This is a genomic window from Phytohabitans rumicis, assembly GCF_011764445.1.
Lineage (GTDB): Bacteria > Actinomycetota > Actinomycetes > Mycobacteriales > Micromonosporaceae > Phytohabitans > Phytohabitans rumicis.
The window spans coordinates 449,226-469,834 of record NZ_BLPG01000001.1 but is presented as its reverse complement, the minus strand read 5'-3'; the positions used below and the strand labels follow the sequence as shown (position 1 = coordinate 469,834).

Below are 20,609 nucleotides of genomic sequence, written 5' to 3'. Positions count from 1 at the left end.
CAGCGCATAGCGCGGTTATCACGGCCGGTCATCACGCCCTCATGTGTGCTCTGACCTGGTAATACGTCAGCCTTGACATGCTGATCACGTCATCTTAGGCTCCACGTAACAAGATTTCTCGTACTTTTAACACTCACTCTCACAGTCCATGGGATGAGGAACGAATGACAGCGACAGATAACGGTCTGAACCGGGCCCAGTTCCTGCGGTTGGTCGGCGGGTTGGCGCTCGGCGCCGGCGTACCCGGCCTGCTCACCGCCTGCGGCGACGACGACGCCTCCGGCGGCGGCTCCACCACGCTGAGCCTGATCGGCGTCGCGGACGAGAAGGGCCCGCTCGACGTGCTGACCAAGGCGTACACGGACGGCGGCGCCGGCGTCACGTTCAAGACCTCGTACGCGCCCACCGACCAGGTGACGACGTCCGTGCGCGCCCAACTCGGCGGCGGAAACGCTCCCGACATCCACGTGCTGTACCCGGGCGCCGGCAACACGATGTCCACCGTCGACCTGGGCAAGGCGGGGCTGCTCGCCGACCTGAGCGGCCAGCCGTGGACGGCCAGCATCCCGGCGAACCTCAAGGCGTCCTTCTCGTACGACGGCAAGGTCTACCTCTTCTCCTCCGGCCTGACCGTCATCGGCGCGATCTACAACAAGAGCGTGTTCTCCGCGGCCGGGGTGCAGATCCCCAAGACCTGGCCGGAGTTGCTCACCGCGTGCGAGACGTTCAAGAAGGCCGGCAAGGTGCCGATCGCCCTCGGCGCGCAGACCCAGTGGGTGACGCAGTTGATCACCTACGCGCTGGTGGCCGGGTACGTCTACCGCGACACCCCCGACTTCGACGACCAGATGCTGGCCGGCAAGGCGACGTTCCTGAACTCCGGCTGGAAGCAGTCGATGGAGCTCTACATGAGCCTGCGCGACCGCGGCTTCTTCAACGACAACCCCAACGGCACCACGCTGGAGCAGCAGACGGCGATGGTCGGCACCGGGCAGGCGGCCATGGCCGTACAGGTCGCCCCGCTGCTGCCGGCGTTCCGCGACGCGGCGACCAACAAGGACGACATCGACATGTTCCCGTTCCCGAACGCGGACAGCGCCGACCAGGTCTACACCTGGGGCGCGGCCAACGTGGGCGTCGGCGTGCACGCCAAGAGCAAGAACAAGGACGCCTCGCTCAAGTTCATCGAGTACCTCGGCCAGCAGGAGAACATGAACAAATGGTGCGAGGTCGTCGCCGCGATCCCGCTCAAGCGCGACGCCAGCTCCAAAGTGGACCCGGCGCTTCAGTCGTTCCTGCCGTTGCTGGACGCCGGCCGGGTCGCGCCGGTCGGCTCCCGCTGGCCGAACGCGGAGGTGCAGCCCACCCACTTCTCGGTGATCCAGGAGCTGCTGGCCAAGAAGATCACCGTCGACCAGGCCCTGACCAAGATGGACGAGGCGTACAAGAAGCAGTGAGCAAGAAGAGAAGCCGCCTCGGCCCACCGTGGCTGTTCGTGGCGCCCGCGCTGCTGGTCTATGCCGCGATCGTGATCTACCCGAGCGTGGCCGGTGTCGTGTACGCGTTCACCGACTGGACCGGCATCGGCGACTGGTCGTTCGTGGGGCTGCGCAACTTCGACACCCTGCTGCACGACGACCAGTCGCTCGGGGCGCTGAAGAACACGCTGCTGCTGACCGTCGCCATCGTGGTCGTCCAGAATGGAATCGGCCTGCTGCTCGCGCTCGGCGTGCACGCCCGCATCAAGAGCAGAATGGTGCTGCGGGCCGTCTTCTTCGCCCCGGTCGTGGTCAGCCCGGTCATGATCGCGTTCCTGTGGAAGTACGTCTACAACCCGGCGCCCGACGCGGGCCTCAACGGCCTGCTCGGTGCCGTCGGGTTGGGCTCGCTGCGCCAGGACTGGCTCGGCGACCCGTCGCTGGCGCTGTGGTCGGTCGCCGCGATGGTGGTCTGGCAGAACGCCGGCTACTCGATGGTGATCTTCCTGGCCGGGCTGGAGGGCATCGGCAAGGACGTCCGCGAGGCGGCCACCATCGACGGCGCCGGCCCGGTGGCCCGCTTCCGGTACGTGACCTGGCCGCTTCTGGCGCCGGCCACGACGATCAACGTGATGCTCTCCACGATCGGCGGGCTCAAGCTCTTCGACCAGGTGTTCGCGGCGACCGGCGGCGGTCCCGGGTACGCGACCGAGACACTGTCCACAGTGCTCTACAAGCAGGCGTTCGTGTTCGGCCGGTACGGCTACAGCACGGCCGTGGCCCTCGTGCTCGCCCTGTTCGTGGCGGCCGTGTCGCTGGTGCAGATCCGCTACCTGCGCGCCCGGGAGGACAACGCGTGAACCGTTACCGTCCGCGGACGTTTGTGCTTGAGTTGCTGATGGTGGCGGCCGGCGTCCTTTTCCTTTTCCCGGTGTACGCGCTCGTCACGCTTTCGCTGAAAGACCCGGCGCAGACCGCCAAGAGCCCACTAGCTTTACCGAAGCCGCCCACCTTGGATAACTACACGCAGGCGTGGTCGTCCGCGTCGCTGGGCGGCGCGCTGCTGAGCAGCACGCTGATTACTGTGGTGAGTCTGGTGTTGTTGATCGTGATCGGGTCGTGTGCTGCGTACTGGGTGGCGCGCACCGGCACCCGCCTCGGGTACGGGCTGTACATCCTGTTCCTGCTCGGCATCGTGCTGCCGTTCCAGCTCGGGATGATCCCGCTGTACAACCTCTTCTCCCGCCTCGACCTGATCGGCGGCTACCAGTCCATCATCCTGTTCTACACGGGCATCCAGCTGCCGTTCACGGTCTTCCTCTACACCGGCTTCATCCGGGCGCTCCCGCAGGAGTACGCCGCCGCGGCGCTCGTCGACGGCGCCTCGCACCTGCAGGCGTACACCCGGATCGTGTTCCCGCTGCTGCGCCCGATCACCGGGACCGTGCTGATCCTCAACGCGGTGTTCATCTGGAACGACTTCTTCACGCCGCTGCTCTACCTGGCCGGCTCGGACAAGGAGACGGTCCCGGTGCGCATCTTCGCGTTCGTCGGCCAGTACGTGTCCGACTACGGCCTCGTCTTCGCCGGGCTGGTCCTCGGCGCCATCCCGATTCTGGTGGTGTTCCTGGTGTTGCAGCGGTACGTCATCAAGGGCTTCGCGAGCGGGCTCAAGGGATGAGCCTGCCCGAGTCGCTGGCGGCGGTGCTGGCCGACCCGCCGCGCGCGTTCTCGCCCACGGCCATCTGGTGGTGGAGCGGCGAGCCGCTGGACCGGCGCCGGCTGCGCTGGCAGCTGGAGCGGTACGCCGCGGGTGGCATCCACAACCTGGTGCTCACCAACCTGGCCGCCACCGGGCCGCTGTTCGGCAGCGACCCGGACCAGCCGGCGTTCTTCTCCGACGGCTGGTGGGCGACGCTGGAGCAGGTCTGCGCCGACGCCGCCGAGCTGGGCGTGTCGCTGTGGTTCTACGACCAGATCGGCTTCTCCGGGGCCGACATCCCGGCCCGGATCGTCGAGGCCGAGCCGTCGTACGCGGGACAGTGGCTGCGCCCGGACGGCACGGTCGAGACCGGCGGCTTCGACTACCTGTCGCCGCAAGCCTGTGCCGCCCTGCTGGACCGGGTCCACGGCGAGTTCGAGCGGCGGCTCGGGCACCACCTCGGCACCGTCATCGTCGGCTCGTTCCAGGACGAGCTGCCGGCGATGCCGACGTGGTCGCCGACGTTCGCGGCGGAGTTCGAGCGGCGCCGCGGATACGACCTCGTGCCGCTGCTGCCGGCACTGTGGAATGTGGACTCCATCGATGGCCGCCACGTGCGCCGCGACTACCACCTGACCCGGGCCGAGCTGGCCGAGGAGGCGTTCTTCAAGCCGCACGCCGAGTGGCACGCCCGGCACGGCCTGCTGTCCGCCTGCGACCAGCAGGACCCGGCCCGCGCCGGCCACCCGATCGAGGGCGTCCAGCTGTACGCCGACTACGCCCGCACCCACCGCTGGTTCAGCGCCCCCGGCTCGGACCACCACGGCGACGCCCGCCTGCACGCGTCGCTGGCCCACCTGTACGGGCACCCGCGCACCTGGCTGGAGGCGTTCCACTCCAGTGGGTGGGGCGGCACGCTGGAGGAGACCTTCGACTGGCTGCTGCCGTGGCTGCGGGCCGGCGCCACCCTGTACGACCCGCACGCCACGTACTACTCCACCAAGGGCGGCTGGTGGGAGTGGGCGCCCCCGTCGACCGACTGGCGCCAGCCGTACTGGAAGCACTATCCGGTCTTCGCCGGCGCGGTGGCCCGGCTGTGCGCGGCGCTCTCGCAGGGCCGGCACGTGTGCGACGTGGCGGTGCTGCTGCCCACCACGACGGTGCAGGCCGGCACCGGCGTGCCGGGCGCCGCCACGACGGAGGTCGCCACGAACGCGGCGGCCCGGCTGGCCCACGCGACGTACCTGGACCTGGTGGGGGACATGACGTGGTTCCGCACCGTGCCAGGTGTGTTGGACCGGCTGCGCCGCGAGGCCGACGTGATCGACGACGACTCGCTGGCGCGCGCCGACGTCACGGGCGGCCGGGTGCGGGTCGCCGACGAGGCGTACCGCGTGATCGTGCTGCCCGCCTGCACGGTGCTGGACGGGCGGGTCGCCGAGCGGCTCGACGCGTTCGTGGCCGGCGGCGGCCTGCTGGTCGCGGTCGGCGCGCTGCCCGATCACGGCGCTCTGCTCGCTCACTTCGAGGCGGGCCGGGCACACTTCGTGCGCGACGTCGATGATCTCGGCGCCGTACTCGCGGCCGTGCCGCCGCCGGTCGACGCGCCGGTGCCCACCTTGGTCCGCGAGGTGGACGGCGTCCGCGTCGTCTTCGTGCCGGCGGTGGCGCCGAGGGCCAGCGAGGTCTCCGTCGGTAACCCGGACGCGCGCGGCATCTCGCTCGGCTGGCTGGACGCCGAGTACGACTTCGACCCCGGCCGCTACCACGACAGCGTCCCGGTACGGGTGCGCGGCGTCCCGCCGCACGCCACGCTGGTCGACCCGTTCACCGGCCGGACGCGTTCCCTGGAATGCACGCCGGTGGGCGACGCCGTGGACGTGCGGGTCCCGTTCGACGGCGGCCCGGCCGCCCTGCTGGTGTTCGCTCCCTCGGTGCCCTCTCCGCCTCCGGCGGCCTTGCCTCGCGCGCTCGACCTCGGTACACAGTGGACGATGGACCTGGTGCCGACGATGGACAACGCGTGGGGTGACTTCGCCCGCCCCGCCGGTGCCGCCGTGCCGGTGCAGCGGTGGGAGATGCGCGCCTCGACCGGCGCGGCGTACGCCACCTTCGGCCCGCACGCCGTGTCCTCGTCCGGCCCGCTGGTGTACTCCACGTCGCGGGGCATCCGCAAGGACCCGATCCACCGTGAGACGCTCGGGCCCAAGGGTCACGTGCCGGAGGAGTTCCTCGCGCTCGGCCCGGCGAACGCCGGTGAGCCCGTGCGCGTGCGCACCGACCTGGTCGTGCGCGACGCCGTCGACGGGTGGCTCGCCGTCGGTGCCGCCGCCGCCAAGTCCGGCACGGTCGACGGCGTCCCGCTGGCCTTCGACGACGAGGGCTACCTGGCGATGGCGCCGGTGCGCTTGGCCCCGGGCCGGCACCCGCTGGAGCTGACGCTGACCCCGGACGAAGACGTCGACCTGCGGGCGTACATCACCGTGGTCGGCGACCCGGCCCGCTTCGCGCGTCCGGAGTGGATGGTGGCTGGCTCTTTTGTCGCCGGCTCACAGGTCGTCCTGCGCACCACGCTCGCGGCGTCCTCCGCCGTCGTGCAGCTCGCCGCCCGGGAGAAGTGCGTGGTGCGGGTCAACGGCGTGGAGGTCGGCCGGCAGGGCGGGTTCGAGCCGTACGCCGAACAGGAGACGCCCCGGGTACGCCGGTACGACCTCACCGCGTACCTGAACCCCGGCGACAACGAACTGTCGGTCGAGTACACCGAGGGGTCGGTGGCCGGCGCGGTGCTGGTCGACGGCGCGGTCCGCTCCGGCCGGCACTGGACCGCCGCCCGCGACGGCCACCCCGTGCCCACCCTGGTACGCCGCCGCCAGTACGGCGACCCCGCCGCCCTGCACTTCCCCGCCGCCCCCACCCGCTGCCCGACACGAACTGGCTCTCCGGGATGCCGGACGACGGCACGGTGCTGCCCGTGGTGCTCGCCGCGCCCGAGCAGGAGGCGGTGCAGTGGCTGTCCTTCGTGGTGCCGCCCGGGGCCACCTCGATGCGCCTGTCCGCGTACGGCGAAGTGGCGATCTCGGTGGAGGGCAACGAGCTGGCGAAGGATGCCGGCGACCCGGTCGCGCTGACGGTCGACCTGGGCTCGGCTTCCGCCGGTGCGAGGGAGTGCACGCTGCGCGTCGTGACCCGGCCCGGCCACTCGCACGGCGCGATCCTGGCCGGCCCGGTGACGTTCGAGGTCGGCACCGGCACGATCGCGCTGGGGGACTGGGAGCAGGTGGGCCTGCCCGAGTACAGCGGCGGCGTCCGCTACCGGACCAGCTTCACCGCCTCCGGCGGTCCGGCCATCGTGGACCTGGGCCGGGTGCGGGGCACGGCCGAGGTCACCCTCAACGGCCAGCCGCTCGGCGCCCGGGTGTGCTCCCCGTACACCTTCGAGACAGGCGACTCCTTGCGAGCGGGCGACAACGAAGTGGAGGTGGTCGTGTACGGCACCCTGGCGCCGTACCTGGACGCCGTCAGCCCCACCCACTTCGTCTTCCCCGGCCAACGCGTGACCGGCCTCCTCGGCCCCGTCACCCTCCGCTGGTAGACCCTCTCCGTGATCAAGGCGTCCCTCAAGTCGCTATCACCACTTGAAGGACGCCTTGATCACGAAGCGTCGACGAGACCTGGGAGGGGGCGCCGGCGCGGTAGGCGGCGACGGCGGCTGCGGCCAAAGATGCCGCCCGCTCTGCGGTCTGGACGGTGGCGCCGGCGAGGTGCGGGGTGAGCACCACGTTGGGGGCGCTCAGCAGCCTCGCGCCGGGTGGGATGGGCTCCGGGTCGTACACGTCGAACGCCGCCGCACCGAGCTGGCCGGACTCCAGCGCGTCCACGACCGCGTCGTAGTCGACCAGGCCGCCCCGGGCGGTGTTCACCAGCACCGCACCGTGCGGCATGCGCGCCACGGCGGCCGCGTCGATCAGGTGCCGGGTCTCGGGGGTCAGCCGGGCGTGCAGGCTCACCACGAACGAGCGGGACAGCAGCTCGTCCAGAGTGGACACGAAGGAGGCGTCAGCGGTGGCGTACGGGTCGTACACCACGACGGAGGCGTCGAAGGCGCGTAGGATCCGGGCGACGCGGGCGCCGATGGCGCCGTACCCGATGAGGCCGACCGTGGTGCCGGCGAGCTCGTGGCCGGCGGCGCTCAGCGCGTAGAGGTCGCTGCGCCATTCCCCGCCGCGGACGGTGGCGTCGACGGAAGGGATGCGGCGCAACGCGGCCAGCGTCAGGGCGATGGCGTGTTCGGCGGCGGCCGGGGCGTTGCGGCCGGGGGTGGCGCAGACCGCGATGCCCGCTTGGCGGCCGCCGCGACGTTGACGTTGACCGGCCCGCCCCGGGTGCACACGATCAGGCGCAGCGCGTCGGCGGCCTCGATGACGCGTTCCGTGAACGGCGCCATCTGGGTCACCGCGACCTCCACGCCGGCCAACGCCGCGATGAGTGAGGATTCGTCGCCGGACGCCTCGTCGACCTCCGCGACCGGCCCGAACGGCTCGTACGGCCAAGGCAGCAGCAGCGTCGCGATGTCCACATCGGACCCGAGCGCCGAGGCCACGAGCGAAGGGGTCACGAAGTGGTCGCCGGCGACCAGGATCCTCACGGCTGCGTCCTCCACCATTCTCGTGCGTGCTCGACCGCCCGCAGGTAGCGGGCGTATCCGTCGGCGTAGACCGCCGCGGAAGCGGACGACGGCTCGACGACCACCCCGGACGGCGCGGCCCAGCCGGGCAGCCCGATGGCCTGGCGGGCGGCCAGGGCGGCGCCGCGGGCGCCGACCTCGTCGCCGGCGAGGGCGCGCAGCGGCCGGTCCAGCACGTCGGCGAAGATCTGCAGCCACGGACGGCTGGACGCGCCGCCGCCGCAGACGACGAGTTCGCCGGTGAGGCCGGCGGCGGTGAGGCAGTGGCGGGCGGCGTACGCGATGGCCTCCGCGGCGGCGCGGACGAGGTCGGCGCGGCCGGTGCCGACGTGCAGGCCGTCGACGCGGGCGCGGGCGCGCGGCTCGACGAACGGCGCCCGCTCGCCCGCCTCGGCGAAGAACGGCAGCACGGTGACGCCGTTGGCGCCGGTCGGACTGGACTCGAGCAGGCCGGGCAGGTCGTCCACTGTGGAGCCTGTGGTGGCCAGCACCCAGTCCAGGGCGGCGGCGCCGACCATCGCCGGCATCGCGCGCAGCCAGCGCCCCTCGGTCCAGGTGGCGAGCGTGAGGCCGCACGGCTCGCCGGCCGTGTCGACGGTGTCGGTCAGCACCTGGCAGGCGAGCGTGGTGCCGATGATGAGCAGCCCGTCGCCGACCTGCGTGACACCGCCGCCCCAGGCGCAGGCGGGCAGGTCGTACGGTGCCGCGACGACCGGGGTGCCGGCGGGCAGGCCGGTGCGGGCGCCGGCCACTGTGGATAGCGGGGCGGTGGGCAGGCGCGTCACGGGGGCGAGCAGCCGCCGGTACGGCGTGAGGCCGCACAGCTCTACCAGGTCGTCGGCGTAGTCGCCGGTGTGTGGGTCGAGGAACGGCACCGAGGCGTCCGAGGGGTCGGTGGCGCGCAGGCCGGTGAGCCGCTGCAGGACCAGGTCCTTGCAGTAGCCGGCGGTGGTGGCCGCGTCCAGGGCCGCCGGCTCCTCGCGGGCGAGGGCGGCCAGGATCGGCGCGGCCGCACCGGGGAAGAGCAGCGATCCGGTACGCCGGAACAGCGCTTCGAGGGTGCCGTCGGCCTGCCAGCGGTCGAGGATGTCGGTGGCGCGGGCGTCCAGCCACGAGACGGCCGGCCGCACCGGCTCGCCGTCGGCGGAGGCCAGCCACACGCCGTCGCCCTGCCCGGTGATGCCGACCGCGTCGACCGATCCACGGACCGCCAGCTCGCTGAGCACCGACTCAGCCGCGGCGAAGACCTCGGTGACGTCCTGCTCGTACCGGCCGGGGCCGGGCCGGTCCAGCCGGGTGCGCTGGGCGGCGCGGGCCAGCGGCGTGCCGTCGTCGGCGAACGCGACGGCCTTGATGAGCGTGGTGCCCAGGTCGAGCCCGATGATCACGCGACCACCTCGTACCGCACGCCGTGCTCGCGCATCTCCGCCAGCGACTGCCGGTCCGCCTGCCCGTCGGTCAGCACCAGCTCGAACTCGCGCAGCGGCGCCAGCCGGTGCAGGGCGACCCGGCCCAGCTTGGTGTGGTCGACCATCAGCACCGAACGCTGGGCCGCCCGCATCATCGCCCGCTTCACCAGCACGATCTCCTGCTCCTGGTGGTACGCGTAGCCGCCGGAGATGGCGGACGTCGAGGCGAAGAGCACGTCGACCCGCAGCGCCTCGACGGCCTCGATGCACGGCACGCCCAGGAACGAGTCGTGCGTCGGGTGGTACTCCCCGCCGAGCGTGAGCAGCCGGATCCCGGGCCGGCCGGCGAGGAGCTTGACGGTCTCCAGGAAGTTCGTCACCACGGTCAGCGGGGTGATCCCGTCGAGCAGCCGTGCGAGCTCCAATGTGGACGTCGAGTCGTCGAGCATGACGGCCATGCCGGGCTCGATGAGCGTGCGGGCCTGCCGGGCCAGCGCCCGCTTCTCCGGCAGCGTCGCCTGTAGACGGTACGACACGTTGCTCTCGAACACGCTCGACGGCTGGGCGCTGACGCCGCCGCGGTGCTTGCGCACGACGCCCTGCCGCTCCAGCTCGTCCAGGTCGCGGTGGATCGTCATCAGGCTGACGCCGAACTGATCGGCGAGGTCGGTGGCGGAGACGGAGCCGTGGCTGACGACGTACTCGGCGATCTCGGCCTGGCGTTGGGCGGGCCGGCTGCGCTCGGCCGACGGGGTGGCGGTCATGCCGCACATCCTGCGTCGAGACCCACGTTGTAGGCCAGCAGCGCGACCGCGCCGCCGGCGCCGAATTCCAGCTCCGTGCGCGACGCCGGCGCCAGCCGGGGGAGCTTGCGGCGGTACTCCCGCAGCGGAACGCCCAGCACCGCGCACACGACGAGCCGGATCAGCGTGCTGTGCGCGATCACCAGCACGCTTCCTTCCGGGTACGCCGTGGCGAGCTCGCCCAGCGCGGCGATCCCTCGGGACACGGCGTCGGCGGGCGCCTCGCCGCCCGGGAAGTGCCGCCCATCCGGGTCGGCCACGAACCGCTCGACCACCTCGGGATGCTCCGCGCGTACCTCGGCCAGTGTCCGCCCCTCCGCCAGCCCGAAGTCCAGCTCCCGCAGGCGCTTGTCGACCAGCGGCGCCAGGCCGGTCCGGGCCGCCACCGGCGCGGCCGTCTGCCCGGCGCGGCGCAGGTCGGAACAGGCCAGCGCGGTCAGTCCGGCGCTCTGCGCCCACCGCGCCAGGGCGTCCGCCTGCCGCACGCCGACCTCGTCGAGGTCGACGTCCGAGCTGCCGGTGTACCGGTTGGGCCGGTGCCACGGCGTCTGCCCGTGCCGGGTCAGGTGGATCAGCGTCATGTGGCCCCTTGCGCGCGCTTGGCCAGGCCGGCGTCGATGTAGCCGCGCCGGACCAGCTCCTCCACGAACAGCCCGAACGACTCGGCGAACCGCGCCGCCGCGCCGGCCCGGGGCTCGGTGACGCCGACCAGGCGCACCATGTGCCGGGCGGTGACGGACAGCGAGCCGTTGCCCGCCGCCGCCAGCACGGCCATCCCGAACGCCGGCTCCGGCTGGGCCGGATGGTGCAGCGGCCGGCCGAGCACATCCGCCCGCAACTGGGTCCAGTATGCGCTGCGGCTGCCGCCCCCGGTCACCATCGTGCGGCCGTCCACCCGCGCGCCCAGCGTTTGCAGGTACGCGTAGCAGAGCCGCTCGACGTACGCGACGCCCTGCAGGATGGCGGCGTACCGGTCGGGCTCGGAGCGCGGGCTGCCGAGCCGGAACCCCTCGGCGTCCGGCCGGACGAACGGGAACCGCTCGCCCGGCGAGACCAGCGGGTACGCCACGGCGCTGGACGGCTCGAAGAGCGCCGCGCCCTCGTCCCAGCCGGCCGGGTCGCGGCGGAACTCCGGCGGTATCGACCCGGCGCCCACGTTCGACGCCCCGCCGGGCAGCCAGCCGCCGTCCGGGTGCCGGTGGGAGTACACGGCGCCGCCGGGGTCGGCGAGCCGCTCGGCGGTGACGCCCTTGAGCACGAGCGTGGTGCCGAGTACCGAGTTCCACTCGCCGGGGGACAGGGCGCCCGCCGCGATCTGGGCGGCGCAGCCGTCGGTCATCCCGGCGAGCACCGGCGTGCCGGCCGGCAGCCCGGTGTGCTCGGCGGCCGCCTGGTCGACCGTGCCGAGCCGGCTGCCCGGGCGGACCACGTCCGGCAGGATCGCCAGCGGCACGCCGAGCTGGTCGAGCACCTCCGTCGGCCAGCGGTGGGCGGCCAGGTCGTACCCAGTCTTGAGCGCGTGGCTGAAGTCGGTGGCGACCGGCGCACCGGCCAGCCGGCCGGCGAGGTAGTCGGCGGAGTGCGCGAGCCGGATCCCGCCGCGCTCGGCCGCCCGCCGGGTGGCCGCGTCCGCCTGGCCGAGCAGCCAGAGCGCCTTGGGCAGCGCCCAGGACCGCTGCATGGGGTAGCCGAGGGACACCCACAACTCGCCGCCGGCCTCGGCGGCGCGGCGCTCCTCGGCGGCCGCCCGCGCGTCGTCGTACATGAGCGCGGGGCCGAGCGCGGCGCCGGTCCGGTCGGTGAACAGGACGGTCCCGGACGTGCTGCCCAGCGCGATGCCGCGGGCCCGCTCGGGAGCGACGCCGGCAAGCGCCACGCGGCTGGCCTCGCCGAGGGCGCGCCACCACGCCGACGGGTCCTGCTCGTGGATGCGGCCGGGCGCGCGATGGCTCGACAGCACGCGGGAGCCCTGGCCGATCAGCGTGCCGCTGCCATCGACGACCGCGACGCGCAGGCTCTGCGTGCCCACGTCGACCCCGACCCACACCGGGTCGGTGGCCGCTGACGTGTGAACCATGCGTGGAATATAACAAGCCCCGGTGTTAAGTCAACAAAGTGGTGTCCCATCGCGCACACCCGGGTCGGTCTGGCCCGACTCGTCGGACGCTGGCCATTCGATGCTCACCTGGCTGCCAATGACCGCCACCGTCGGCGGGCTATGGGACGCCGTGCTGTCGGAGGGCCGCCTCTTCTCGGTCACCACCAACTCCGACAACCACCGCACGGTGTACGACACCTGGCGCAACGGCGACTGGCTGCCCGGCCAGAACTTCGACAACACCGGCCGGCTGCCCGACCCGGTCAACACCGACACCCCGCAGCCGGGCAGCGACTTTCTGGCCCGGCCAGTTCAGCCGTACCCATGTCGGCGTCACCGCGTACGGCTACCGGCACCTGATGGCCGGCCTGCGTGCCGGCCGGGTCTGGGTCGACCACGGCCAGCTCGTCGACGGCATCGACGTACGACTCACCGCGGCCACCGGGCACCGCGGCGCGACCCTCGGCGGCCGGCTGCGGGTACGGCGAGGGCAGCGACTCACCCTGCAGGTGACCGTCACCACGTCCGCACGCCCGAACTACCACGGCGAACTGCCTGCTCGGGTCCCACGTCGACCCGCACGGGCCGCTGCCGCACGTGCCTGGTGACGGGGACCCGTGGCTGGACACGTGGCTCTACACCAATCCCATCTTCATCGACGTCATGCGCTGAGTTGGTAGGCCCGGATGATGCTCTGTTGCAGGGTGTTGCCGTCGGCGTCGGCGGACTTGACCCGCAGCGAGACGAAGCCGGACGGCGGGTGGTGGATGAGTGCGCGGGAGCCTGCCATCTTGGCGGGGCTCCAGGTCGCGCCGTCGTCGTAGGACACGTCGACGGTCAGTGCCGTGATGTTGGCCGGGCCATCCTGGCGTTCGATGCGCAGCGGTATCGCGAACGCCTGAGCGCCGGGCGCGGTGTTGTTCAGGTCCACGGCCGGGTCGAACCGCACGGTGAGCAGCGGAAGCGCCTTGCCGTCGTCGGCCGCCGAGGACCGGAAGGTCCATTCGGCGTGCACCTTTGTGGACAGTGGCCACCAGGTCGCGGTACGGGTGGCGTCGGCCACCAGCCGGTACGACGCGCCGGCCGCCGGCACCTCGAACCGGCCCGCGCCCGGGGTGGGGTGGGTGGCCACCAGGTGGCCGTCGCGGAAGAGGCTGGTGCTACCGGTGTCCACATCGGAGCCGGACCGCGGACCGGGGTGGCGCGGATGTCCGGCCGCGTCCCCGTACAGCGGGAGCTGCGCCACGAGCGCGTTGCCGGCCCGCGATACGCACGGGACGGCGGCGCCGAAGCGGCTCTGCACGCAGCCGCGCAGGGTCGGCCCGGCCACGGCCTTGTTCCATTCGACGCGGGCCGGCTTGCCGGTGCGCAACCGGACGCCACGCGCGACCAACTCGTCCGTCTGCCAGCCTTCCGATCCGATTGATTCCAGGTCCCAGGTACCGGGGGTGAAGTACTCGACGCGTTCGGCCCCGGTGCGCATCGGGAACCCGAGGCCCTGCGCGCCGATACCGGCGACCTGCGCCCAGGCGGCGACCGCGCGGTACGGGCCGGTGCCCGGTGTGCGGTGGTAGGCGGCGTGGACCGCGACCAGGTCGCTGGTGCGGACGGTCCGCTCCGGCCGCTCGGGCACCCTCCCTTCGGTGCCGAACGCCAGTTCGTAGCGGTGCTCGGCGACACGGTGGCTGGCCATCCTGACCGGCACGGCACCGCCGCGGGTGGCGGCGGCGAGCCGGGCCGCGGTCGGCCCGTACCCGATAAGCGTCGGCAGGGTGGACGGCGCCGCCGTCGTCCGCGCGGCGGCCATGGGCTCGCTCTGGACCATCAGCATGGCCAACTTCGCGCCGGACGCCGCGACGTTGCGGACGCGCTGGTCCACCTCCTCGTCCGTCAGCGTGGCGGGGAGTTCCAACAGGACCAGCCGGCCCGTGGCGTCCAGCCCGGTCAGATCCTCCGGCCGGCCCTGTCCACCGTGGACAGCCGTAAGCTCCTCCCGCAGATCGGACGCCGGCGCGGTGCCGAACCAGCCGGCGTTCACCTCGAACCGGTCGGTGCCCTCGGCGTGCAGCTCCACCGCCGGCTCGTGGCGCACCTCGCGCCGCACGAACGCGAACCTGTCGGAGGTGATCCCGTCCACCGTCGCGGCGTACAGCTCATCTAGCCGGGGGTCGGCGGCGGTGATGATCTGGTACGGCGGGCCACCGTCGGCCACCCTCGTCACGCCGATCGCGAAGCTGACGCCACCGCGCGCCGCCGGCTCGTCGAGCGTGATGTCCGTTCGCCGCCCGAGGCGGGCGTCGAGGATGATCTCGGTGTCGTCGCGCAGGGACAGCTCGGGGTGTACGACGGTGGTACGGCTCGGCTCCTGGCCGGCGCGCGGCGTCTCCACATAACCGTGCACGGCGTACGAGCCGGCCGGCAGCCGCAGCCGGTCGCCGTCGAGCGCGATGTGGAAGTCCGCGTTCTCGATGCCGATGACGTACGCGGACGCCCGTCCGCCGGCGCTGTCGCCGTTGCGGTCGAGCAGACGCACGGTGAGGTCGTGCATCGCCGGTTCCTGCCGCACTCCCACGGGTGTGCGGACGGCGATCCCGTTGGGTCCGGTGGCGGTGAGGACGCCGCCGAAGGCGCCGGCACCGCCGTCGCGCGCCGTGACGGTCAGCTCGACCTTCGCCTGGCCGCCCGCCGGCACGGTGACCGTGGTCGCCGAGAGCGTCGCCGGGACGTCGGGTGAGAGGTCGAGATCGAGGGTCACCGGCTCGGAGCCGGTGTTGTCGTAGGTGACGGCGTGCCGCTGGGTGACCCCGGCGTTGGGCCAGCGCAGGTACGCCGAGACGCTGCCCGGCACGGCCGACACCGCCTGGCTGATCGCGCGGGCCACATCGACGCGACCGGCGCCGACCGCGAAGACGTCCGCGCCGGCGACCGGCGCCGCGGTACTCATGAGGGCGGACTTGAGCCGCTCGCCGGGCCAGTCCGGGTGTTGCTGGGCGAGCAGCGCGGCCGCACCAGCCACGTGCGGCGTGGCCATCGACGTACCGTCCAGCCGCTGGTAGGCGTCGCCGACCGGCTCGCCGATGGGGTCGACCGCCGCGGGTCTGGCCGCCGCGATCGCCTCGCCGGGCGCGACCAGGTCCGGCTTGACCGCGAAGTCGCCGAGCCGCGGGCCGCGGTTGGAGAACTCGCTCGGCACGTCCTCTTTGGACACGCTGCCCACGGCCAGCGCCGCGTCGGCCGTCGCCGGAGACGACACGCCCTGCTCCGCCCCGTCGTTGCCGGCGGCGGTGACGAACAGCGCGCCGGTCGCGTTGGTCAGCTCGTTGACCGCGGCCGAAACCGGGTCCGTGCCATCGGTCGGGCCGCTGCTCAGGCTCATGTTCACGACCTTGGCACCGACCTCCCCGGCGGCCCATTCCATGCCGGCCAGTACGGCGTCCATGGTGCCGCTGCCGGAGTCGTCGAGCACCTTCCCGGCGGCGATCGTCGCCTCGGGCGCCACCCCCTGGTATTTACCGTCCGAGGCGGCTCCCGAGCCGGCGGCGGTGGACGCGACGTGGGTGCCGTGCCCGTTCCCGTCCGCGACGCTGCCCTTGCCGGAGAAGTCCTTCGTCGGGCCGATCCGTCCGGCGAAGTCCGGGTGATCCGCGGCGATGCCGGTGTCCAGCACCGCCACGGTCACGCCCCGGCCGCGGTAACCCGCCTGCCACGCGGTCGGCGCGCCGATCCGCGGCACGCTGACGTCCAGCGCGGCGTGCACCCTGCGGTTGAGCCATATCCGGGCACCGCTGCCGCGTGCCGTTGCCGGCCCGGCGCGCAGCGTTGACCACAGCGCGGCGGCGTCCTTCTTCGGCTCCGACACGGCCGTGATGCCCAGCTTCGGCAGGGTCCGCATCGGGCGCGCCCCGGCCGGGGGTTTGGCGTCCTTGACCAGGAGGGGAAGGGCGTCGGTGCGCGCGTCGTCGTACCCCTGCCGGACCAGGCCGGTGACGTTGAACAACTCGCGGTCAAGGACTCCCGACCGCAGCAGGGCCGCGGCGTCGCCGGGGATGACGTACCAGTCACCGTGCCGCGCGAACTGGGCGAACCGCATCGGCGCCAGCGGGTTGGCCGGTTCCACACGTAGCGGCGGTTGCGGGCCGGTGCCCAGCATGACGCGGTCGCCGGTGATGAGCGTGACGGTGACGCTGCCGGCCGGTTGTCCGGCCAACGTGACCCGAGCGGGCTGGACCTCCGCGGCGCCGTTCCCGTTCGCGAGCACGAACGCGGACAGGCAGGTCAGCGTGGCGGCGACGGCGGCCGCCGCGCGCCGGCCACTGTGCGACAGCGGCCTCATTTGGCGGTGACACCGAGGGCGTCGACGATGCCGTGGGCGACCACGGCCACGCTGAGCGTGTGTGCGGGAGCCCCGGCCCCCGTCACCACGTTGCGCTGGCCCAGGTACCGCAGGCTCTCCCGATCGAAGATCCATTCGATACGCATGCGCTGGTCGGTGAAGACCACGCCGATCCCGTGCCGCCCGGCCGCGTCCTCCAGGTCCTGCACCACCGTGACGCCGGAGACCTTCGCCGCCACCTTGTAGAGCGCCGCCATCAGGTCGGGCGGGAGGTACGGCTCGCGCAGCAGCCGGCCGATGACACCGAGCACCCGAAGCGAGAGCGGGGAAGTTCCTTCTCGGCCGCGACAGTGATCTCCGCCAGGAGGGCGTCCGGGTCCGTCGGGAGTTCGGCGACGAACCGGTACGTGGGCGAGGTGAGGGAACCGGCGGCCGGGCCGAACCGTTGCTCCGGCTGACCCTCCACGCGCGACAGTCCGGGGCGGGAGCCGTCGACCGACCGCCAGACCTGCGTGCGGTACCGCCGGTCCTGATCCTGGACCACGTTCTCCACGTAGGTATACTGGTCGTCGCGGACCGCGGCCGGCCCGGCGGCACTGGTCGCGGCGGCCAGGGCGATCCGGTTGAGCAGGTCGCTGGCGGACTCCTCCCGGGTGGTCCGCGGCCGCTCCCCGTGGTCGGCGGGGGCGATGGCCACGCCGACGCCGACGACCGCGGCCAGCGCACCGCCCAGCAACGCGGGTGCGAGGATCGCCCGCCTCGTCGAACGCCGCGGCGGTCGGGACAGGTCGTGGATCTGGTGCATGAAGCGCTCCCTGAGAATCTGGTGGCGGTCCTCAGGAAGGTCGCGTCGCGCCGGGTCCGGCAGCAGCCGGGCCAACTCCTCACGCTCGTTCATCGGTTTCCCTCCTGTGCGGGCCGTGCCGCGTGAATGCGGCCACCATCTAGCTGTCCCGGGGCGCGATCCGGTTCCCGGCTCAGCTTGCGGAGTTTCTCTCGCGCCCGAGACAGTCGCGATCGGACCGTCCCAATAGGAATCCCGAGCGCCTCCGCGGCCTCCGCGTAGTCCAACCCGGCCCAGACGCACAGCGCGACCACTTCCCGCTCCGCCGTACGCAGCCCGCGCAGCGCCGCCACGGCCAGCGCCAGCCGGCCGGCGTCGTCGACCCGACCGGCCACCTCGTCGGCGAAGTCGGGTGTCACGTCGGGCCGCGAGAGCCAGGGCAACACCCGCTCAAGCCGGCGCGCCTTGCGGGTCATGTTACGGGCGGTGTTGGTAGCGACACCGAGCAGCCACGGGCGCAGTGACCCGCCGTCCGCTTCGATCGACTCCCGCAACCGCCATGCCTGCAGGAACGTCGCCGACACCACGTCCTCGGCGGTCGACCTGTCCCCGGTCAGCCGGACGGCGTGCCGGTACACAGCCTGGGCGTACTGGTCGAACAACTCGGCAAACGCCGACTCGTCCCCGGCCCGTAAGCGGGCGCGCGCAATCATCTCCACATAGTGTGCTGTCCCCGGCCACGGACCTGGTTCCCAGGGCGTCCTGGCGCTTTAGCGGCGACTTACCCCTAGCTTACGGCCGGCATCTACCTTCGTGATTGCACGATCCCAGGAGGAGGTAGCAGTGCTCATCCGAAAGCTGACTCTGGTGGCCGCGTTGCTCGTCGCGGGTCTCGCGCCGGCGACGCCGGCGCTCGCCGCCCAGGCTCCACCCGCCAGCACGCCGAACACGTCAATGTCCGCGATGGCGACCATCTGGTACATCGAGGGTTACTACGACCAGCTCACGTGCCTCGACCGCGGCTCGTTCGGCGTCAGCAGCGGCTGGTGGCTCGACTACTACTGTGAGCCCGACTACGGCGGCGACCCCAACAGCTACCGTCTGTGGGTGGAGGATGAGGGCAGCAGCACGGGAAACTGTGCGACAGCGGGCCACGCGTACCTCATCAACGGCAGCACGCTCTACTTCTCCGGGTACGAGGGCAACTACCAGAACGGAGTCTCCACGACGTGGGTGCCCTCGGGCTACGCCGTCATCGCGCTGGGTGGCAACGGCATCAAGAAAAATACCGCACCCCAGTTCAAACTCCAATTGAACGGGGTTGACGTGGCCAACCACAGTTGGACGGTGAACTCCGCCGGCGACAACTGCGTCTCCAACCAGGTCAACAAGACCCTGAACCTGCAGGCGGGCCAGACGTACACGCTCAAGGCCCACTACACGGCGGGCAACGGCAACGTCATCGACGAGACCGTGGTCTACGTCTACGCCTACTGACACCAAACACCAACGACGCCATGTGGGGCCGGCCAGGCGGAGCCGGCCTCACATGGTCAGCTCGTAAAAGAGCTTCGCGGCGGTGATGACCGTCTGGGTGACCCCGTACCCGAGCAGGAGCGCGACCAGCAGCCACGACACCCAGAGCCGGGCTTGCTGGCCGTCCGGTGGTTGGCTCATCGCGCGGCTCCTTCCTCTGCGGCTTCCTTGGCGGCATCCGGCGGTGGGATCGGCGCGGCGGCGTCCGGTTCGTGGAAGCGTTCCGGCACCGGCCTGATCAACAGGTTGGCGACGAATCCGATGGCCAGGACGCCGACCATGGTGAACAGCGCCGGCCGGTACGCCGACGAGGTGAGCGTGCCGGGCTTACCCTGCGCGTCGAGGAACCCGTTGATGATGAGCGGCCCCGCGATGCCGGCCGCCGACCAGGCGGTCAACAGCCGCCCGTGGATGGCGCCAACCTGGTACGTGCCGAACAGGTCCCGCAGGTACGCCGGAATGGTCGCGAACCCGCCACCGTAGAAGGACAGGATCAGCCCTGCCAGCAGGACGAAGAGCCCGGTCGCGGCGTGCCCGACGGAGGCGAGCAGCGCGTACAGCACCATGCCCACGCCCAGGTAGACCACGTACATCGGCTTGCGCCCAATGATGTCCGATGTGGACGACCAGGCGAACCGCCCGGCCATGTTGAACAGTGACAGCAACCCGACGAAGCCGGCCGCCGCCGCCACCGCGACGCTGGACACGCCGTCCTCCCGGAAGAAATCCTGGATCATCGGGCTGGCCTGTTCGAGGATCCCGATGCCGGCGGTCACGTTGCAGAACAGCACGATCCACAGTAGCCAGAAGGACCGGGTGCGGATCGCGTTGGACGCGGCGACCTGCCCGGTGGTGACCAGCGGCCGGCTCGCGACCGCGGCGAGGTCGAACCCGGCGGGAGACCAGCCTGGTGGCGGGACCCGGACGTTGACGACGCCGAACATCATGACGACGAAGTAGCCGATGCCCAGCGTGACGAAGAGTGCCACCAGCGCTCCGCCGGACGCCACCGAGCTGGCGTTGGCCGAGTCGTAGCCGGAGTCGTAGAACGACAGCAGCTGGCGCGACAGCGGGCTGGCGACCATGGCGCCACCGCCGAAACCCATGATGGCGAGCCCGGTGGCCAGGCCGGGCCGGTCCGGAAACCACTTGATCAATGTGGACACCGGCGAGATGTACCCGATGCCCAGCCCGATGCCGCCGAGCACCCCGTACCCCAGGTAGACCAGCCAAAGCTGCTCCGACGCGATGCCCACCGCGCTCACCAGGAAGCCGGTCGCCCAGCAGCACGCGGACACGAACATCGCCTTGCGCGGCCCGTTCGCCTCGACCCAGGTGCCGCCGACCGCCGCGGACAGGCCCAGCATCACGATGGCGATGCTGAAGATGACGCCGATCGCCGTCTGGCTGGTGTCGAAGTGCGCGATGAACGAGTTCTTGTACACACTCGTCGCGTACGCCTGCCCGATGCACAGGTGCACCGACAGGGCGGCGGGCGGGATCAGCCACCGGCTGTACCCGGGTGGCGCGACGGTGTGCTTGTGGTCCAGCGCTGACATGAGCGACAAGGGGTGCACCTCCCGGCGAGCGAGCGAAATGCGGCTATTGCCGGCAACCTAGTGCGTACGCCGGCGGATGAACGGCCGCCGGTCGCTCCCTGGCGCCCGATGGCCGTTCGGATGAGCCGAGCGGCACGATCGGATGAGTAGCTGTCGGAAATGGGTGGAGTGATCAGTCGCGAACCGGGTATGCCATAGCCGGTTCGCGGCGCTGTCCATGCGC

General features: G+C 72.0%; 18 protein-coding genes. 6 read left to right on the top strand and 12 right to left on the bottom strand.

The window, feature by feature from the left end; all coding sequences use genetic code 11:
* The first annotated feature begins 164 nt into the window (after window positions 1-164).
* From Prum_RS02065 to Prum_RS02050, 4 genes are read left to right on the top strand one after another with little or no spacing between them, the layout of a single operon-like run.
* Window positions 165-1,457, top strand: a complete 1,293-nt coding sequence (locus Prum_RS02065; RefSeq protein ID WP_246277588.1) for an ABC transporter substrate-binding protein — start codon at window positions 165-167, stop codon at window positions 1,455-1,457.
* On the top strand, window positions 1,454-2,338 hold the full coding sequence (locus Prum_RS02060) for a carbohydrate ABC transporter permease (RefSeq protein ID WP_173073474.1): 885 nt from the start codon (window positions 1,454-1,456) through the stop codon (window positions 2,336-2,338). Before Prum_RS02065 ends, Prum_RS02060 begins: the two co-directional genes overlap by 4 nt.
* A complete protein-coding gene (locus Prum_RS02055) occupies window positions 2,335-3,159 on the top strand; it encodes a carbohydrate ABC transporter permease (protein ID WP_218576955.1) in 825 nt (274 codons plus the stop codon). The genes Prum_RS02060 and Prum_RS02055 overlap by 4 nt, the downstream gene beginning before the upstream one ends.
* Window positions 3,156-6,308: a glycosyl hydrolase gene (locus Prum_RS02050; RefSeq protein WP_218576954.1), complete on the top strand. Its 3,153-nt coding sequence runs from the start codon at window positions 3,156-3,158 to the stop codon at window positions 6,306-6,308. The genes Prum_RS02055 and Prum_RS02050 overlap by 4 nt, the downstream gene beginning before the upstream one ends.
* Before the next feature lie 489 nt (window positions 6,309-6,797).
* On the opposite strand, the gene Prum_RS49080 is transcribed toward Prum_RS02050, so the two are convergent.
* The 6 genes from Prum_RS49080 to Prum_RS02025 are packed head-to-tail and all read right to left on the bottom strand — an operon-like array spanning window position 6,798 to window position 12,153.
* Entirely contained in the window at window positions 6,798-7,439 is a 642-nt protein-coding gene (locus Prum_RS49080) for an NAD(P)-dependent oxidoreductase (RefSeq protein WP_218576953.1), read from the bottom strand.
* 11 nt (window positions 7,440-7,450) lie between these two features.
* A complete protein-coding gene (locus Prum_RS49075) occupies window positions 7,451-7,825 on the bottom strand; it encodes a Rossmann-fold NAD(P)-binding domain-containing protein (RefSeq protein WP_218576952.1) in 375 nt (124 codons plus the stop codon).
* On the bottom strand, window positions 7,822-9,252 hold the full coding sequence (locus Prum_RS02040; protein WP_173073472.1) for an FGGY family carbohydrate kinase: 1,431 nt from the start codon (window positions 9,250-9,252) through the stop codon (window positions 7,822-7,824). The genes Prum_RS49075 and Prum_RS02040 overlap by 4 nt, the downstream gene beginning before the upstream one ends.
* Window positions 9,249-10,037 carry a DeoR/GlpR family DNA-binding transcription regulator gene (locus Prum_RS02035; RefSeq protein ID WP_246277587.1) on the bottom strand — a complete coding sequence of 263 codons (789 nt, stop codon included), beginning with the start codon at window positions 10,035-10,037 and terminating at the stop codon, window positions 9,249-9,251. The genes Prum_RS02040 and Prum_RS02035 overlap by 4 nt, the downstream gene beginning before the upstream one ends.
* Complete coding sequence (locus Prum_RS02030) at window positions 10,034-10,657, bottom strand: histidine phosphatase family protein (protein ID WP_173073468.1); 624 nt, start codon at window positions 10,655-10,657, stop codon at window positions 10,034-10,036. The genes Prum_RS02035 and Prum_RS02030 overlap by 4 nt, the downstream gene beginning before the upstream one ends.
* Window positions 10,654-12,153: an FGGY-family carbohydrate kinase gene (locus tag Prum_RS02025; RefSeq protein WP_173073466.1), complete on the bottom strand. Its 1,500-nt coding sequence runs from the start codon at window positions 12,151-12,153 to the stop codon at window positions 10,654-10,656. Before Prum_RS02025 ends, Prum_RS02030 begins: the two co-directional genes overlap by 4 nt.
* A gap of 380 nt (window positions 12,154-12,533) precedes the next feature.
* On the opposite strand from Prum_RS02025, the gene Prum_RS49070 reads away from it, so the two are divergent.
* On the top strand, window positions 12,534-12,782 hold the full coding sequence (locus tag Prum_RS49070) for a hypothetical protein (protein ID WP_218576951.1): 249 nt from the start codon (window positions 12,534-12,536) through the stop codon (window positions 12,780-12,782).
* Between the two features lie 53 nt (window positions 12,783-12,835).
* On the opposite strand, the gene Prum_RS02015 is transcribed toward Prum_RS49070, so the two are convergent.
* From Prum_RS02015 to Prum_RS02000, 4 genes are read right to left on the bottom strand one after another with little or no spacing between them, the layout of a single operon-like run.
* Window positions 12,836-16,507: a S8 family serine peptidase gene (locus tag Prum_RS02015; protein ID WP_173073464.1), complete on the bottom strand. Its 3,672-nt coding sequence runs from the start codon at window positions 16,505-16,507 to the stop codon at window positions 12,836-12,838.
* Window positions 16,504-16,818 (bottom strand): hypothetical protein, encoded by a 315-nt coding sequence (locus Prum_RS02010; RefSeq protein WP_173073462.1) that lies wholly within the window; start codon window positions 16,816-16,818, stop codon window positions 16,504-16,506. Before Prum_RS02010 ends, Prum_RS02015 begins: the two co-directional genes overlap by 4 nt.
* Window positions 16,764-17,405 (bottom strand): CU044_5270 family protein, encoded by a 642-nt coding sequence (locus tag Prum_RS02005; protein ID WP_173073460.1) that lies wholly within the window; start codon window positions 17,403-17,405, stop codon window positions 16,764-16,766. Before Prum_RS02005 ends, Prum_RS02010 begins: the two co-directional genes overlap by 55 nt.
* The gene (locus tag Prum_RS02000; RefSeq protein WP_173073459.1) at window positions 17,402-18,004 is read right to left on the bottom strand and encodes an RNA polymerase sigma factor; all 603 of its coding nucleotides are present in this window, start codon (window positions 18,002-18,004) and stop codon (window positions 17,402-17,404) included. Before Prum_RS02000 ends, Prum_RS02005 begins: the two co-directional genes overlap by 4 nt.
* A 130-nt stretch (window positions 18,005-18,134) precedes the next feature.
* Between Prum_RS02000 and Prum_RS01995 the strand changes: the two genes are divergently transcribed.
* The gene (locus Prum_RS01995; RefSeq protein WP_173073457.1) at window positions 18,135-18,788 is read left to right on the top strand and encodes a hypothetical protein; all 654 of its coding nucleotides are present in this window, start codon (window positions 18,135-18,137) and stop codon (window positions 18,786-18,788) included.
* Between the two features lie 48 nt (window positions 18,789-18,836).
* Here the strand turns inward: Prum_RS01995 and Prum_RS53530 are convergent, their stop codons facing one another.
* Window positions 18,837-18,968, bottom strand: a complete 132-nt coding sequence (locus Prum_RS53530; protein WP_281368828.1) for an MFS transporter small subunit — start codon at window positions 18,966-18,968, stop codon at window positions 18,837-18,839.
* A complete protein-coding gene (locus Prum_RS01990; protein WP_173083306.1) occupies window positions 18,965-20,386 on the bottom strand; it encodes an OFA family MFS transporter in 1,422 nt (473 codons plus the stop codon). Before Prum_RS01990 ends, Prum_RS53530 begins: the two co-directional genes overlap by 4 nt.
* Window positions 20,387-20,609: the final 223 nt, after the last annotated feature.